We start from the raw sequence: 14,984 nt of genomic DNA, 5'->3' as shown, positions 1-14,984 counted from the left end.
GGTCTGGTTTGGCCTTGCCAAGGCAAAGCCGCACAATCGCTCATCTTAAGAAATCGTGATGCCTCTTGTAAAACAAAAGCTTCTTGCCATCGCTGCCATTCTGACCACCGCCCTGGTCTGGGGCCTGATGTGGTACCCGTTTCGCGCGCTGAACGAGCGGGGTGTCAGCATCGCGCAAACCTCGCTGCTGGTGTACCTGATTGCCGCCATGCTGGGCATTGCCCTGTTCTTTGATGTGTATCGCCGCCAGCTGCGCTGGCACCCGGTATTACCGCTGCTGGCCCTGCTGTTTGGCTGGTGCAATTTCAGCTATACCTGGGCGGTGTCGGAGGGCATGGTGATGCGGGTGCTGCTGCTGTTTTACCTGTCGCCCTTGTGGACGGCCCTGTTTTCCCGCCTGCTATTACAGGAAAAACTCACCCGGACCGGGTGGCTGCTGGTGGGGCTGTCGCTGGCAGGCTGCCTGATCATCCTGTATCGTCCCGGCCTGCTGGAGGGGGCGGCGCTGCTCAGCCAGCGCTATGAATGGCTGGCCCTGTCCGGCGGCATCAGCTTTGCGCTGGGCAATGTGCTGAGCAAGCGCGCGCGCAATCTGCCGGTGCCGGTCAAGTCGGCCACCATCTGGTTTGGTGTTGCCCTGATGGGCTTGATCGCGCTGGCCAGCCGTCAGCAACTGGGAGCCGTGCTGGATACATCGTTGCCAGCCTGGCTGTTGCTGGCACTGCTGGGCATGACCTTGCTGGCCACCAGCATCATTTCCCAGCATGGCGTCAGCCTGTTGCCGGCCAGTCAGGCCATGACCTTGATGCTGCTGGAGCTGGTGTTTGCCGCGCTGTCCGCCTACTGGCTGGCCGGCGAACGCATGAGTTTGCAGGAGTGGCTGGGCGGAGCCTTGATTGCCGCCGCCAGCCTGCTCTCCGGCAAGATGACGCAGCCAGTGGCTGCACAGGAGAAAGCATGAATATCCGGCGTATGCACGCGGACGATTTTCCGGCCTTCTGGCCGACGTTTCATCACATCATCCAGGCGCAGGACAGCTATGCCTACGACCCGCAACTGAGCGAGGCACAGGCGCGGGCGTTGTGGTGTGAGCTACCGCAGGAAACCTGGCTGGCCGAGGAGGACGGCGTGCTGCTGGGCAGCTATTTCATCAAGCCCAATGCCGCCGGGCCGGGCGGCCATGTGTGCAATTGCGGCTATATGGTGGCCCCTGCCGCGCGTGGCAAAGGGGTGGCGGCGGCACTGTGCGCGCATTCACAACAGCGTGGACGGGAACTGGGGTATCTGGCCATGCAGTTCAATGCGGTGGTGGCCAGCAATAGCGTGGCGGTCGCCCTGTGGAAAAAGCTGGGCTTTGCCGAGGTAGGCCGGGTGCCGGGCGCTTACCGGCACCCCAGCCTGGGCTTGGTTGATTGCCTGATCATGCATCAGTGGCTGCAAGCGCCAGTGGCCGCCGCCGCCGCCAAGCCCTTGACGGCATCGGCCCCGCTGATTGCCCGCAAGAACATTGAAGCCGTGGTATCCCGCAAGCGCAAAAACAGCTGATGATCAGTAGTGCGGCGGAATGTCGTCGCGCAGCGAGCCGCCGCTATTGCCGCTATCGGGCTGGGCGGCCTTGAATTGCTGGTAGACCAGGCGCAATTGTTGTTGCAACAGGTCGATTTGTTGCTGCTGGCGGGCGACGGTGGCGTTGAGGCTGTCGAGCAGGTCGTCCTGGAAAGCGATTTTCACTTCCAGTTCATTCAGGCGGTCTTCGGTTTGCATGGCGGCATTTTACCTCAGGGGGCGGGAGGGGTGGCGCAGTCTTGACCGGTCTTGCCGGAATATCAAATCCATTTTTTATTATTTTTAGGAATTTTCCGAGCCAGTTACAGTTTGTCCATCACACGGCCGCAGTGCGGCACGAGGAGGACTGACATGGATGCCCTGCTGATCGGCGGCGATAGCCTGGGACAGATTCCGGATGTGCTGGCCCTGTACGATATCCGTATTGCCCGCCATATTACCGGCCGTAATACGCTGCACCAGCGCAAGTTGCCACTACCCAAAAACACCCAGATGCTGATTCTGCTGACCGACTACCTGGGCCACAACGCCATGCGTCACTACCGTGATACCGCAGCGGCGCGCGGCATTCCGGTACTGGCTTGTCGGCGTTCCGCGACTGCGGTGGCAGAGCGTCTGCGCCATGACGGCTGGCAGCCGCAGGGCTGAGCGGGCTCAGTTGCGCGCCGGCTGCACGCTGAAGGTTTCGATATGCTCCAGCTGGATGATTTCGCGCGACAGATCGACCACATTGATCAGATGATGCTTGTTCAGTGCCGACACCAGAAAATTCCACTCGGTGGCATCCTTGCCCACTTTCAGCGCAATGCTTTCCTCATGCACGATGACACCGAGTGCGCGCAAGTCTGTGCATAACTGCTGCACCGTCCAGTGGTGTCCCTGTTTGGCCACCAGTGTGACAAACAGGCTGAAGCGTCGCGGCAGGCGGTCTTCCATCCAGTTCAGCACCCGCATGCACAGGATGCACAGCAGGGTGACGGCGATGGCGGACAGATAAAAGCCCACACCCACCAGAATGCCGATCACCGAGGACATCCACACCGAGGCGGCCGAGGTCAGGCCGCTGATGGACATGCCTTCCTTCATGATCATACCGGCACCCAGAAAGCCCACCCCGGTCAGCACCCCTTGGGCCACGCGGGTCATGTCGCCATGCATGATGTCGGCGTGGACACCGCCATACCAGAAACCCGAATAGCCGATCATGCTGATGACGCCGGTGGCCGCCATCGACACCAGGCCATAGGTACGCATGCCGGCAGCGCGGCCATTCGACCAGCGTTCATAGCCCACCAGGCAGCCCAGCAGCAGGCCACCCAGCAGATTGCAGGTGATCAGCAGGTTGACTTCCCATTTCTGGGCCGACCAGTACTGGTCTAGCAGTTGGGCAAAGCTCAGGCTCATGGAGGACTTTCTCGTTGGGATCAGGGTGTGGCACAGCAAGGCTAGGCCTGGTCGGCCAGACAGGCAAGCACCTTGTGCTTACTGGCTGTCCTGTGGGCGCAGCGCCTTGATAATGTAGAGGTCGAAGCGGGTGGATTTGCCATCCAGTACCGCCGAAGGCTTGATGCCTTCAATCGGTGCCCCCAGCCGTGGCCGTTTCACCACCACCCGTACGCTGGCGGCGGTGATGGCGGCTTCCAGCAGGCGGGCGCTGTCCATATCATCGCCAATTACCTGCTGGAAGGCCTGCATGTCTTTTTTGGCGGCCGCGCTTTTCTTGTCGGTGTCCGGGAACATGGGGTCGACAAACACCACCTCGGGGCGCTGTTCCGGTGGCAACTGCCGCAGCCAGTCTGCCGAGTTGGCATGTACCAGCTGCATGCGCGCCGCAATGGCGGCGGTATCGGCTGCGCGCGCCGCCCGTTCCAGGGCATCAAACAGCAAGGCCGCCGCCACCGGTGAGCGCTCCACCATGGTGACCTGGCAGCCCAGGCTGGCCAGCACGAAGCTGTCGCGCCCCAGGCCCGCCGTGGCATCCACCACATGCGGCAGCTCTTTTGCCCCTTTCAGCCCCACCGCCTTGGCCACCGGCTGGCCACGACCGCCGCCCTGTTCGCGGCGATGGCGCGCAGCGCCTTCGACAAATTCGGCATACACGGCACCGTGTTTGCCGGTGGTGACCAGTTCCAGCCGTTCGGCACCCAGCTCCAGCCAGTAGCCTTCTGTGGGGCGGTGGCTGAGCAAGGGCAGGGCAAAGCGGCTGGCCAGCACTTCGGCATAGTCGCGGCGTGCGCTTTCGGCGCAGAACAGGGGGGTGACGGTCATGGGGCTTCCTTGAATGACTGCCGGCACGATACGGGATGCGCCGCACGGCGGCAAGCAGCCTGTCCGGGCCGCCATTGCCAGCCACCGCGGCAGGCGGCATAACAGCCGCATGCTGAAACTTGCCTTGTTTGTGTGCGGCGTGGTGTGCTGCGCCTTTCTGCCACAGCTGCCTTCCTTGTGGAACCTGGGCGGTCTGTGCCTGCTGGCATGGCTGCTGATGTGGCTGGCCAGTCCGCGCCCGGCCATGCTGGCCGGCTGGCTGGCGGCCTTTCTGCTGGGGCTGGGCTATGCCGATGCGCGGGCGCAATGGCGGCTGGCGCAGGAGTTGCCGCCCACGCAGTGGCAGCGCCCCGTGTTGCTGGAGGGTGTGGTGCGCGGGCTGCCCACTCCGGGGGAGTATGGTGTGCGTATGCTGTTCGAGGTGGAGCGGGTGCTGACTGAGGGCGCCCGTCTGCCAGCGCGGGTGCAATTGACGGTGTTTGCCCGCAAGGGTGAGCCACTCATGGCTGCACCATGGCATGCCGGCCAACGCTGGCAGCTGACGGCGCGCTTCCGGCCGCGCCAGTCCACCGCCAACCCCTTCGGTTTTGATGCCGAGCAGTGGCTATGGTCGGAAGGCGTGCTGGCCAGTGGCACGGTCCAGCCCGGTGCCCGGCTGTTGGGCGAGGCGCAGGATGCCACTGCCTGGGTGGACCGGCTGCGCGAGCGGCTGGTGTTGCGTATCGAGGCGGTGCTGGGGCGCAGCCGGGCTGCCGGACTGGTGGCCGGCCTCACGGTGGGGGCGCAGCAGCGCATTGCCCGTGCCGAGTGGCAAAGCCTGGCCCGAACCGGGCTGACTCATCTGGTGTCGATCTCCGGCCTGCATATCACCATGGTGGCCGGCATGGTCGCCGCCATCGTGGCCGTCCTGCTGCGCCGCTGGCCCGTGACGGCCTGCCCTCCACGCTTGCTCATCGTCGGCAGCGGCGTCCTGGCGGCCGCCGGTTATGCGGTGCTGGCGGGTTTTTCGGTGCCCACCCAGCGCACCCTGTACATGCTGGGCTGCATGGCGCTGATGCTGCTATGGCGGCGGCGCTGGTCCGGCCTGCATATGTGGTGGCTGGCGCTGGTGCTGGTGTTGCTGATCGACCCCTTTGCCGTACTGGCACCTGGGCTGTGGCTGTCTTTCGGGCTGGTGGCGGCGCTGATGCTGTCGTCGGCTGGGCGCCGCCGTCCTGCCGGCAAGGCGCGCCAGCTGCTGCTGGGGCAATGGGCCGCTACCGTGGCTTCCTTGTTGCCCTTGCTCAGCCTGTTTGGTCAGTTTCCGCTGGTGTCCCCACTGGCCAATGCCGTGGCCATTCCCTTTGTCTCGGTCTTGCTCACGCCGCTGGCGCTGCTGGCGGTGGCACTGCCATGGGCGTGGCCCTTGCTGCTGAGCGGCTGGCTGGCCGAGTGGTTTTACCGTGGCGTGGACTGGCTGGCGCAATGGCCAATGCTGCAAGTGGCCGCCGCGCCATGGCCGCTGTTATTGCTGGGCGGGATCGGCAGCCTGTACCTGCTGGCGCCCGCCGGCATGCCCGGTCGCTGGCTGGGGGCCAGCCTGCTGTTGCCGACCTTGTGTTATCAGCCACCGCCACCGGCGGTCGGGGAATTCCGCGTTGTGGTGCTGGATGTGGGGCAGGGCTTGTCGGTGCTGATCCAGACCCGGCAGCATGCCCTGCTGTTTGATACCGGGGCGGCCGAGGGCGGGCGCTGGGTGTTGCCGCAATTGCAGGGGCTGGGCATACGGCAACTGGATACCCTGCTGCTGTCGCATAACGACAAGGACCATGATGCGGCTGCGGCCGACATCGTAGCGGCCTTGCCGGTGCGACGCATTCTGGCCGGACAGCAGGCCACGCTGGAGCAATACGGCTTGTCCGGCCAGCTGTGCCAGCGCGGTCAGAGCTGGGCCTGGGATGGTATCCGCTTTGATGTGTTATGGCCGCCGGTGGCGGACGTGCTGGCCGATGACAACAGCCATAGCTGCGTATTGCGGGTGGCGGGCCAGCGCCATGCGCTGATGCTGACCGGCGATGCGCCGCGTGCCGTGGAGGAGCGGCTGGTGGCGGATTATGGCCAGCAATTGCGTAGTAGCGTGCTGGTGGCCGGGCATCATGGCAGCCGCACTTCCACGGCACCGCTGTGGCTGGAAATGCTGCAGCCGCAAGTGTCGGTGCTGAGTGCCGGGTTTCTCAACCGCTACCGTCACCCGCATCCGCTGGTGCTGGCATCGCTGCAGCAGCAGGGCCGGGTGTTGCGTACCGATGCCGATGGCCTGCTCAGCCTCACCCTGGGGGCGGAGCTGCATTATGACTGTTATCGCCGGCTGGCCGCGCGCTACTGGCGCAGTGCCGGGCCTTGTGCCCGGGATGAGGCGCCGCAGGCCACCGACTCGTCCGGCTAGCCCTGGCGCTGGATGCGGGCCACCACGCAGTTACCCTTGCCCTGGTATTCCACCTGGTCAAACGACAGCTTGCGGGCAATCAGTATGCCGCGCCCGTGGCTGGCCATCAGCGAAGCGGCCGGGCAGTCTTCATATTGCTGCCAGTCAAAGCCTTCACCCATGTCCTGGATGGTGAAGCTGAAACGGTCGGGTTCGCGCAGAAAACCGATGCTGACTTCGCGCTGGCCCAGTATCGGGTCACGCTGGCGGCGCTCCAGCTCGCTTTCCCAGTCGCCGTCGGCCTGCAGCCGGGTCTTTTCTTCGTAGCTGATGCCGAGGTTGCCGTGCTCCACCGCGTTGACCATCAGCTCGAACAGGCCGGTGGCGACTTTTTCCGGTTGCGGGCAGGTGCGGGCCAGCAAGGCGGTGACGGTCTGGGCTTCCTTCAGTGTGCGCAGGCGGAATTCTGCCTGCTGCAATTGCGCCAGTGCGTCCAGATGCTGCTTGGCCAGTTCGCGAAAGGCCTGGTGGCGGTCCCAGTGGCTGTGGGCTGCCTTGACCACGGCCAGCAGCATGTCGCGCGAGAAGGGTTTGGTCAGGTAGTAGAAGGCACCGGCCTCCATGCCTTCCTGCACGCTGGCCGGCGAATTGATGGCGGTCTGCATGATGACCGGCAGGAAATTCAGCTCGGGGGTGTTCTTGATGCGCTTGAGCACATCAAAGCCGTTGAGGCCGGGCATCATCTTGTCGAGCAGCACGGTGGACAGGCTGCTGCCTTGCCGCTGGAGGATCTCCCACGCCTGTTCGCCGCTTTCGGCACACACGGTTTCGTAGCCGGCTGCCTCCAGCAGCTCGGTCATCAGTTCCAGATTGAAGGGCTCGTCGTCAACGAGTAAAAGTCGATGTGACATGGTTGCTTCCTTCGCCAGCCGCGCTGGCGTCGTGCCTGCGGGGGAATACAGCGGTAAAGGCGGCACCGCGCGGGCTGAGGTTTTCGGCAAAGATGATGCCGTGGTGCGCCTGGAGAATTTCGCGGCAGATGGCCAGGCCCAGGCCGGTGCCGCCGGCGCCGGTCTTGGTGGAGCTGCTCTGGATGAATTTGTCGAAGATGGTTTCGACCTCGTCCACCGGAATGCCGGGGCCGCTGTCTTCGACACAGATGAGGATTTCTTCCTGCTGCTGGCTATTGAGCTGCAAGCGGGCAGTGATGCGGATTACTTCGCCGGCCGGGCTGAACTTGATGGCATTGGACAGCAGATTGCGTATCACCTGGCCCAGGCGGAAGGGGTCGATGTCGGCGGTCAGTTTTTCCGGTGTGCAGTACAGATAGAGCTTGATGTTGTGGTTGCTGGCCAGCGGGGTCATTTCATCGCAGGCTTCGCGCAGGCAGTGGGCCAGGTCGAAATGACCGAAGTGGTAGTCCATCTTGCCCACTTCCATCTTGGCCAGGTCCAGCAGGTCGTTGAGCAATTGCAGCAGGCGGTTGCCGCTGCTGTGGATGCGCTGGAAGTATTGTTCCAGTTTGTCGTCCTGCAGCTGTCTGGCGCGGGCTTCGCCGATTTCGGTAAAGCCGAGGATCGCATGCATCGGCGTGCGCAGCTCATGCGACATATTGGCCAGGAATTCGGTCTTGGCGCGGCTGTTTTCCTCGGCCAGGGTCTTGGCCTGGCGCAGGGCGTCTTCCATTTCGCGCTGGGCGGAGAAGTCCTGGTACAGCCAGATGGTGCCCAGCTTGGGCACCGAGGGATTGACTGCGCGGCCAAACATGCGGCACCAGATCAGCTTGCCGCTGCCGGTGCGCAGCTTGACTTCGGACTGCACCACCTTGCCGTCGTTCAGCAGGTTGTACAGCGCGCGCCCGGTGCGTTCCCATTGTTCCTGGCTCTCGAAATAGGGCAGGGTGGTCTGGCCGATGACTTCGTCTTCCTCGCGTTCGAACAGGTCGAGAAAGGCGCCGTTGACCCGGCGCAGGTGCCGGTCAACGATATAGGCCATGGCCATGGGGCTGGCTTCCAGCAGTGCCGCCAGCTGCCGGCTCTGCACCTCCACCTGTTCGGCCAGGCTGTTTTTCAGACGGATCAGCGCGGCTTCCTGTTCCTTGCGCAGGCTGATGTCGCGGCATACCGCCACATAGAAGGAGTCGTCCGGCGCTTCCACCCGGCTGAGCGACAGTTCGACCGGCATCTGGCTGTTGTCGCTGCGCAGCAGGTGGGCCTCGAAGGTACGGCCTTCCCGGGCGGCGGCAATCGATTCGAAGCTGATGCTGGGGCTCAGGCTGTACAGCTCGGTGAGCAGGGAGCCGACCGGCAGGTGTTCGATGGATTCGGCACTCTGGCCGATCAGCTTGGCGGCCGCCGGATTGACATGGGTAATCAGGCCGCTGCGGTTGATCAGGATGATGGCATCGGAGCTGGCTTGCAGGATGGCGCGCTGGCGCGCCTCGCTTTCCGCCAGTGCCTGTTCCGAACTGGCGCGGTCGTTGATCTGTTCGCGCAGGGTGCGGTTGTTCAGCTCCAGTTGGTGATGCTGGCGGCGCAGCAGGGTGCGCAGGCCCTGATTGTTGCTGATCTGGCGTTGCTGCAGGATCAGCAGCAGGAGCATGACCAGCGCCGAGGTGGCGAGAATGCCATAACCCTGTGCGCTGAGCGCCGGCTGGTTGTCTTCCAGTGGATAGGCACCAAACAGCAGGTCGTAGCCGCCAATGCTGCGACGGGTGGTCAGCAGCGGATTGCCGGATGGCAGCGCCTGCAGCGGATGCGAGTCGAGGCTGGGCTGGTCTGGCGCTTCCTGGTTCCAGGCGACCAGCCGCACATGCTGCAAGGGATTGGGCTGGTCGGGATTGCTCTGGCTGCTTTGCAGCAGCAGGTCGCTGCGCAGGTTCACCAGCAAGAGGTGGCCGTCGTCGTTGAGGTTGGCCATGATGTCCAGCCGGGGCGGCGCGCCGGGAACCAGGGTGTTGAACATCAGCATGGGCTGGTTGCGATTGCGTGCCTGGTCCATCTTGCGGCGCGCATTGTCCAGGCTGCCCAGATCCATGCCTTGCGGCAGGGCATTGCCATCGTCCGGCAGATAGCTTTCCACCGGGTAGTACATGGGCTGTTGCGGGCTGGTGACCAGATGGCGGTCTTTCAGCATGCGGATGCTGTTGGCAATGGCCGCTTCGAATTCTGCACGCTGGTTCGGCTCGATGCGGCGCACGATGCCGATGCCGCCAAACCGGCTTTCTTCCTTCAGTACCGTGGGCGCCAGCTCGCCCAGATTGGGCGGCGTGCCGGTGCTGTGGCGCTGGCGAATCAGGCTTTGCGCCAGCAGGTCGGTCCGGTCGAGCATTTCCTGCAGCCGGGTGGCCAGGAGTTCGGTGCCCAGTTCGCCCCAGTGCTGCAGCTTTTCCTGTTCGCGCACGCGGTCGTTATCCAGCAATAGCGCGTATTCCGCGCAGAGCAGGATAATGGTCAGTAGCGCTCCCAGCAGCAGGGAAGTGAAGCGACTCAGGCCGGTCGACATGGTGTCCTGCCGGCTCAGGCCAGCTTGTCGTAGAGCGCGGCGAATTCGAGGGCCAGCTTGTGCTTGGGATCCAGATAGATCATCGGGCGTGCCACATCGTGCGATTCGCGGATCTTGACCGAGGCGGACAAGGGCGGATCCAGCACCGGCAGGCCTTCGGCCCGTAGCTCGGCCACCAGTCGTACCGGCAGGCTGGCGCGCGGCTGGAACTGGTTGACCACGATGCCCTCCACCTGCAGCGCCGGATTGTGATCGGCACGGATCTCCTCGACGCTGGCCATCAGGTTGTACAGCGCCTGGCGCGAGAAGGCATCGCAGTCAAACGGAATCAGGCAGCGGTCGGCGGCGATCAGCGCCGAGCGGGTAAAGAAATTCAGCGCCGGCGGGGTATCGATCCAGATTTCATCAAAGTCGGTGGCGACCTGGTCCAGCGCTTCTTTCAGCTTGAACATCTTGTAGCGGCTTTCCAGCTTCACCATCAGCTCGCTCAGCTCCGGGTGCGAGGCCAGCAACTGCAGCGCATCAAACGGCGTATCGCTGACAAAATCCTGCAAATCCTTGCTGTACATGCTGATATTGAGCATCTGGCCAAAAAAGCCGGCCGCCGACTTGTCCATCGCAGGCTGGATGGCGCCGCTCAGGTACTGGCTGGCATTGCCCTGGGCATCCAGATCGATCAGCAATACCTTCTTGCCACGGCGGGCGGCAACCGCCGCCAGGTTGGCGGTAATGGTGGATTTGCCTACTCCACCTTTCTGATTGAACACCACACGACGGATGGCGTGCATGGGATCTCCCTCTGGCAATGCCGGTGAACGCGCTGACAATTCAATGACGGTGATTTTTCCGCCAGCCGGCCCGTGGCAGGCTGGGCGGTGCTTCTCGGTTTGGCTCCGAATATATCAGAAGCCGGCCAAGCCTTTGCATACGTATTGCATCTGCTGGAAGCTGGCAGAGTTTTGTGTCACCGGCATGGCCTTTATCTGGCTGTCATTGTAAGTGTAGCTGGCAATCTGGCGGCCATTTTCATCAAACAGCACCATGCCGGTCAGCCGGAAAGTACGCGCCGAGCAGTCGATCAGCCAGCTGTTGATGGAAACCTTGTGGCGCGGGGTGGACAGGAAATTTTCCTTGCGCAGATTGAAAATGGTCTTGCGGTCGCGAAAGGTGACCACCGCGCCTTGCTGCTTGATCGACAGCTTGTCCAGCTCGTTCAGGATATTGCCGTTGGGTGATACGCCCAGGTTTTCCCAGTCGGCATTCGCCTGGGGCAGGACAGGGCCGGGGCCCGGACGGGGCTTGGTCGGACTGGTCTGGGGCGGCAGGGTGGTGCAGGCGGCCAGCAGGCTGCCACAGGCTGCCAGGGCGAGCAGACGATAAAACATGCTTGATCTCCGGTTTGATGTGCACAGTTTCGCATAGGCCGCCCTCATGGGGAAATCGCGCGGGCCATGCGCGGGCACGTTGCCGTGTGATAGAGGTTTGGTGATTGCCTGAGGTTCAGTGGCCAGGGGAAATGGTGCGTGCTGCGCACTGTTTTTTACCAATGCGGTCAGCTTGCAGCGGCGGTGGCTAGGAACTTTCCCGCAGGCAGCATGGTCTTTCATGCACGAGAGCATTTTCCTCTTCGTTTCACATTGTCTCCATCCAACTTGTTGCCGCCCCTTCCCGGGCGGCTTTTTTTTGCAGCCCGCCGCTTTGCCGTACAATAGGCAGCTTCCCATGACTTCGACAGGTTGCTGCCATTTGTCGCGCTGGTGTTGCCAGCCGGATCTGGACTCTTTATCCGCATGCAGGACGCACTCTCCCTACTTGGCAATATCTTTGGCTACCCGGCGTTTCGTGGGCAACAGGCGGAGATCGTCAACCATATCGTCGAAGGCGGCCACGCACTGGTGCTGATGCCTACCGGCGGCGGCAAAAGCCTGTGCTACCAGATACCTGCCCTGTTGCGGCCGGGCATCGCCATCGTGGTGTCGCCGCTGATCGCGCTGATGCAGGACCAGGTGGCCGCCCTGACCGAAGTGGGCGTCGCCGCAGCCTGCCTTAATTCCGCCACCTCGCCCGAAGATGCGCGCGCCATCGCCATGCAGGCGCGGGCCGGTACGCTCGATCTGCTCTATGTCGCGCCCGAGCGTCTGCTGACACCCCGCTTTCTCGATTTTCTGGCGCAGCTGGACATTGCGCTGTTTGCCATCGACGAAGCGCATTGCGTCAGCCAGTGGGGACACGATTTCCGCCCGGAATATCAACAGCTGGGCCTGCTGGCCGAACATTATCCACAGGTACCGCGCATCGCGCTCACCGCCACGGCCGATCCGCAAACCCGCGAAGACATCCTGCATTACCTCAAGCTGGGCGATGCCCGGGTGTTCCTGTCCAGCTTTGACCGTCCCAACCTGTTTTATCAGGTGGTGGAAAAGCACAATGCCAAAAAGCAGCTGCTGGACTTCATCAATAATGAATATCCCGGTGCTTCCGGCATCGTTTATTGCCTGTCGCGCAAACGGGTGGAAGAAACTGCCGAGTGGCTCAGCCAGAACGGCATTCCTGCACTGCCTTACCATGCCGGCCTCAGCCATGAGGTACGCGAGCGCCATCAGCGCGAGTTTCTGCGTGAAGAAGGTATTGTCATGGCGGCCACCGTGGCCTTCGGCATGGGCATCGACAAGCCGGATGTGCGCTTTGTTGCCCATATCGATCTGCCCAAAAGCCCGGAAAACTTCTACCAGGAATCCGGCCGCGCCGGGCGCGACGGACTGCCAGCCTCCAGCTGGCTGTGCTATGGCCTCAACGACATGGTGCAGCTCAACCAGATGATTCAGGGCTCGGACATGGCCGAGCTGCAAAAGCAGGTGGAACTGTCCAAACTGGATGCCATGCTGGCCTTCTGCGAAACCGCCAGTTGCCGCCGCCAGCAAATCCTCAGCCACTTTGGCGAGGCCAGCCAGCCCTGCGGTCATTGCGATAACTGCCTGAACCCGCCCATCACCTTTGATGCCACCGTGCCGGTGCAAAAACTGCTGTCCTGCATCTATAGAGTGGAGCAGCGCTTTGCCGCCAATCACGTGGTGGACGTACTGCTGGGGCGTAGCAACCAGTCAGTCACCAGTTTCGGTCATGACAAGCTGTCCACCTTCGGCATCGGCCGTGATTACAACCAGCGCGCCTGGCGTTCGCTGATCCGCCAGCTGGTGGCGCGCAAGATCCTGCAAGTAGACATTGCCCGCGGCCAGTCGCTGGTGTTGACCAACGCCTGCCGGCCCTTGCTCAAGGGGCAGGAAAAAATCTACCTGCGCCCACTGGCCGACGACAGCAAGGCACGCAGCGTCAATACCGACCGCTGGCTGCGTACCGAACGTGAAGAGCGGCTGTGGCAGGCGCTGCGCCGTTGGCGGCGGCAGATGGCCGATGAGCACAATGTGCCGGCCTATGCCGTCTTTTCTGATCGCACCCTGCGCGATATCGTCGAGCGCCGCCCGCAAAACCTGCGCGAACTGGGAAAAGTCCATGGCTTGGGCGAGCTGAAGCTGGCGCGCTACGGTAGTGCGTTGCAACAAATCCTCGATAGCCAGCAGGAATGATTCCGTTACAATCGAGCCACACAACACGCAAGCAACAGGCACGTGTCAGCGTGCAGGCATTGGAGAACTCATCATGGCAGTCAATCTGACCCCGGTTAGCGCCGACAAGCTGGCCATCATCGATGGCATCGAACTGAATGTGGCCGAAGCCGGCATCAAAAAGGCCAATCGTAAGGATGTGCTGGTCATCCGCATCGACAAGGGCAATACCGTTGCCGGCGTTTTCACCCAGAACCGCTTCTGTGCCGCCCCGGTACAGATCAGCAAAAAACACCTGGATGCCGGCGTGCAAATCCGCGCGCTGGTGGTGAACACCGGCAATGCCAACGCCGGCACCGGTGAAGATGGCCGCCAACGTGCGCTGTCGGTTTGCCAGGCACTGGCGGGTGAACTGGATTGCGCCGTCGAGCAAATCCTGCCGTTCTCCACCGGCGTCATTCTGGAGCCGCTGCCGGCCGACAAGATCATCCAGGCGCTGCCGACCCGCCGCCCGGCCAATTGGGCCGAAGCTGCCGAAGCCATCATGACCACCGACACCGCGCCCAAGGCCACCAGCCGCACGCTGGAAATCGACGGCGCCAAAGTCAGCATTACCGGCATCGCCAAGGGCGCCGGCATGATTCATCCCAATATGGCTACCATGCTGGGCTTTGTTGCCACCGACGCGCAGGTCACCCGCCCGGTGCTGGAACAACTGGTCAAGGAAGTGGCCGACCTGTCCTTTAACTGCATCTCGGTCGATGGTGACACCTCCACCAATGACAGCTTCATCCTGGTGTCCACCGGCAAAAGCGCCGCCCCGCGTATCGACTCGGTCAACCATCCGGCTTACGCCATCCTCAAGGCCGCGCTGGTGGATGCAGCCACCGAGCTGGCCCAGGCCATCATCCGCGATGGCGAAGGTGCCACCAAGTTCATCAGCGTCAAGGTCGAAGGTGGCCGTTCGGTAGCCGAGTGCAAGGACGTCGCCTACGCCATCGCCCGCTCGCCGCTGGTCAAGACCGCCTTCTTCGCTTCCGACCCGAACCTGGGCCGCCTGCTGTGCGCCATCGGCTACGCCGGTGTCAGCGATCTGGATGTCGATCGCCTCTCCTTGTATCTGGATGATGTACTGGTTGCCTGCAATGGCGGTCGTAACCCGGAATACAAGGAAGAAGACGGCCAGCGCGTGATGAGCCAGAGCGAAATCACCGTGCGCGTGGTACTGGGGCGCGGCGCAGCACAGGCCACCGTCTGGACCTGCGACTTCTCTTATGATTATGTGAAAATCAACGCCGACTACCGTAGCTGATATAGCTATAGAGTAGCTCTTGGTACAAAAAGCCCGGCCCCGCCGGGCTTTTTGCTGCCTGTGTGGTGGATGAGGCCGGCTTTTTGCGCCAGATCGCCCGGTTTTCATGGCTGCTGCAGGCCGTTATCCGTCCGCTGCGCTGTACTTGCAGCAAAGCCGTAATAAAACCCCCACGGCATAGTTGCTTGTTGCTCAGTTACTTAGCGCGCAGCGGGCCGGGATTTTGCTGGAATGTGCAGATTTCTTCGCACAAAGTGTTGACGAGGGTAGGGCAGGGCGGTATAGTTCGCCTCCTCAGCAGACAACGCAGCGACGGAAACGAAACGCAGCGACCTGCACCGCTCTTTAAAAAACAGAATAACCGATA

The 14,984-nt window shown here is 62.6% G+C and carries 13 protein-coding genes; 6 read left to right on the top strand and 7 right to left on the bottom strand.

Features of this window, described 5'->3' with window-relative positions:
* The first annotated feature begins 58 nt into the window (after window positions 1–58).
* Complete coding sequence (locus JHD64_RS16700) at window positions 59–961, top strand: DMT family transporter (RefSeq protein WP_059285991.1); 903 nt, start codon at window positions 59–61, stop codon at window positions 959–961.
* Window positions 958–1,545, top strand: a complete 588-nt coding sequence (locus JHD64_RS16695) for a GNAT family N-acetyltransferase (RefSeq protein WP_233170553.1) — start codon at window positions 958–960, stop codon at window positions 1,543–1,545. The genes JHD64_RS16700 and JHD64_RS16695 overlap by 4 nt, the downstream gene beginning before the upstream one ends.
* Before the next feature lie 3 nt (window positions 1,546–1,548).
* On the opposite strand, the gene JHD64_RS16690 is transcribed toward JHD64_RS16695, so the two are convergent.
* Window positions 1,549–1,764, bottom strand: a complete 216-nt coding sequence (locus JHD64_RS16690) for a SlyX family protein (RefSeq protein ID WP_059285989.1) — start codon at window positions 1,762–1,764, stop codon at window positions 1,549–1,551.
* A 153-nt stretch (window positions 1,765–1,917) separates the two neighbouring features.
* Here JHD64_RS16690 and JHD64_RS16685 point away from each other — a divergent pair, with 153 nt between their 5' ends.
* Complete coding sequence (locus tag JHD64_RS16685; RefSeq protein WP_110313833.1) at window positions 1,918–2,214, top strand: DUF2325 domain-containing protein; 297 nt, start codon at window positions 1,918–1,920, stop codon at window positions 2,212–2,214.
* A 6-nt stretch (window positions 2,215–2,220) separates the two neighbouring features.
* On the opposite strand, the gene JHD64_RS16680 is transcribed toward JHD64_RS16685, so the two are convergent.
* A complete protein-coding gene (locus tag JHD64_RS16680; RefSeq protein WP_110313832.1) occupies window positions 2,221–2,970 on the bottom strand; it encodes an MgtC/SapB family protein in 750 nt (249 codons plus the stop codon).
* Between the two features lie 78 nt (window positions 2,971–3,048).
* Entirely contained in the window at window positions 3,049–3,834 is a 786-nt protein-coding gene (locus JHD64_RS16675) for a class I SAM-dependent methyltransferase (protein WP_110313831.1), read from the bottom strand.
* 109 nt (window positions 3,835–3,943) lie between these two features.
* Between JHD64_RS16675 and JHD64_RS16670 the strand changes: the two genes are divergently transcribed.
* Complete coding sequence (locus tag JHD64_RS16670; protein ID WP_199054320.1) at window positions 3,944–6,259, top strand: DNA internalization-related competence protein ComEC/Rec2; 2,316 nt, start codon at window positions 3,944–3,946, stop codon at window positions 6,257–6,259.
* Here JHD64_RS16670 and JHD64_RS16665 read toward each other — a convergent pair.
* The 4 genes from JHD64_RS16665 to JHD64_RS16650 form a co-directional block, all read right to left on the bottom strand.
* Window positions 6,256–7,149 carry a response regulator gene (locus JHD64_RS16665; RefSeq protein WP_199054318.1) on the bottom strand — a complete coding sequence of 298 codons (894 nt, stop codon included), beginning with the start codon at window positions 7,147–7,149 and terminating at the stop codon, window positions 6,256–6,258. The two genes, JHD64_RS16670 and JHD64_RS16665, sit on opposite strands and share 4 nt — an antisense overlap.
* Window positions 7,124–9,742 carry an ATP-binding protein gene (locus JHD64_RS16660; RefSeq protein WP_059287063.1) on the bottom strand — a complete coding sequence of 873 codons (2,619 nt, stop codon included), beginning with the start codon at window positions 9,740–9,742 and terminating at the stop codon, window positions 7,124–7,126. Before JHD64_RS16660 ends, JHD64_RS16665 begins: the two co-directional genes overlap by 26 nt.
* A gap of 14 nt (window positions 9,743–9,756) precedes the next feature.
* Window positions 9,757–10,521: a ParA family protein gene (locus JHD64_RS16655; protein WP_370540971.1), complete on the bottom strand. Its 765-nt coding sequence runs from the start codon at window positions 10,519–10,521 to the stop codon at window positions 9,757–9,759.
* Between the two features lie 123 nt (window positions 10,522–10,644).
* Entirely contained in the window at window positions 10,645–11,127 is a 483-nt protein-coding gene (locus JHD64_RS16650) for a surface-adhesin E family protein (RefSeq protein WP_059287064.1), read from the bottom strand.
* 405 nt (window positions 11,128–11,532) lie between these two features.
* Here JHD64_RS16650 and recQ point away from each other — a divergent pair, with 405 nt between their 5' ends.
* Both recQ and argJ read left to right on the top strand, forming a co-directional pair.
* The gene (recQ, locus tag JHD64_RS16645) at window positions 11,533–13,326 is read left to right on the top strand and encodes a DNA helicase RecQ (RefSeq protein WP_199054314.1); all 1,794 of its coding nucleotides are present in this window, start codon (window positions 11,533–11,535) and stop codon (window positions 13,324–13,326) included.
* A gap of 73 nt (window positions 13,327–13,399) precedes the next feature.
* Window positions 13,400–14,617, top strand: coding sequence for a bifunctional glutamate N-acetyltransferase/amino-acid acetyltransferase ArgJ (argJ, locus tag JHD64_RS16640; RefSeq protein ID WP_199054312.1), 1,218 nt, complete (start codon window positions 13,400–13,402; stop codon window positions 14,615–14,617).
* Window positions 14,618–14,984 lie beyond the last annotated feature (367 nt).

Source organism: Aquitalea sp. ASV15, from assembly GCF_016429115.1.
In the GTDB taxonomy this organism is placed as follows: domain Bacteria; phylum Pseudomonadota; class Gammaproteobacteria; order Burkholderiales; family Chromobacteriaceae; genus Aquitalea; species Aquitalea magnusonii.
Note: the sequence above shows the minus strand (reverse complement) of the source record. Positions and strands in the feature narration are given on the sequence as shown.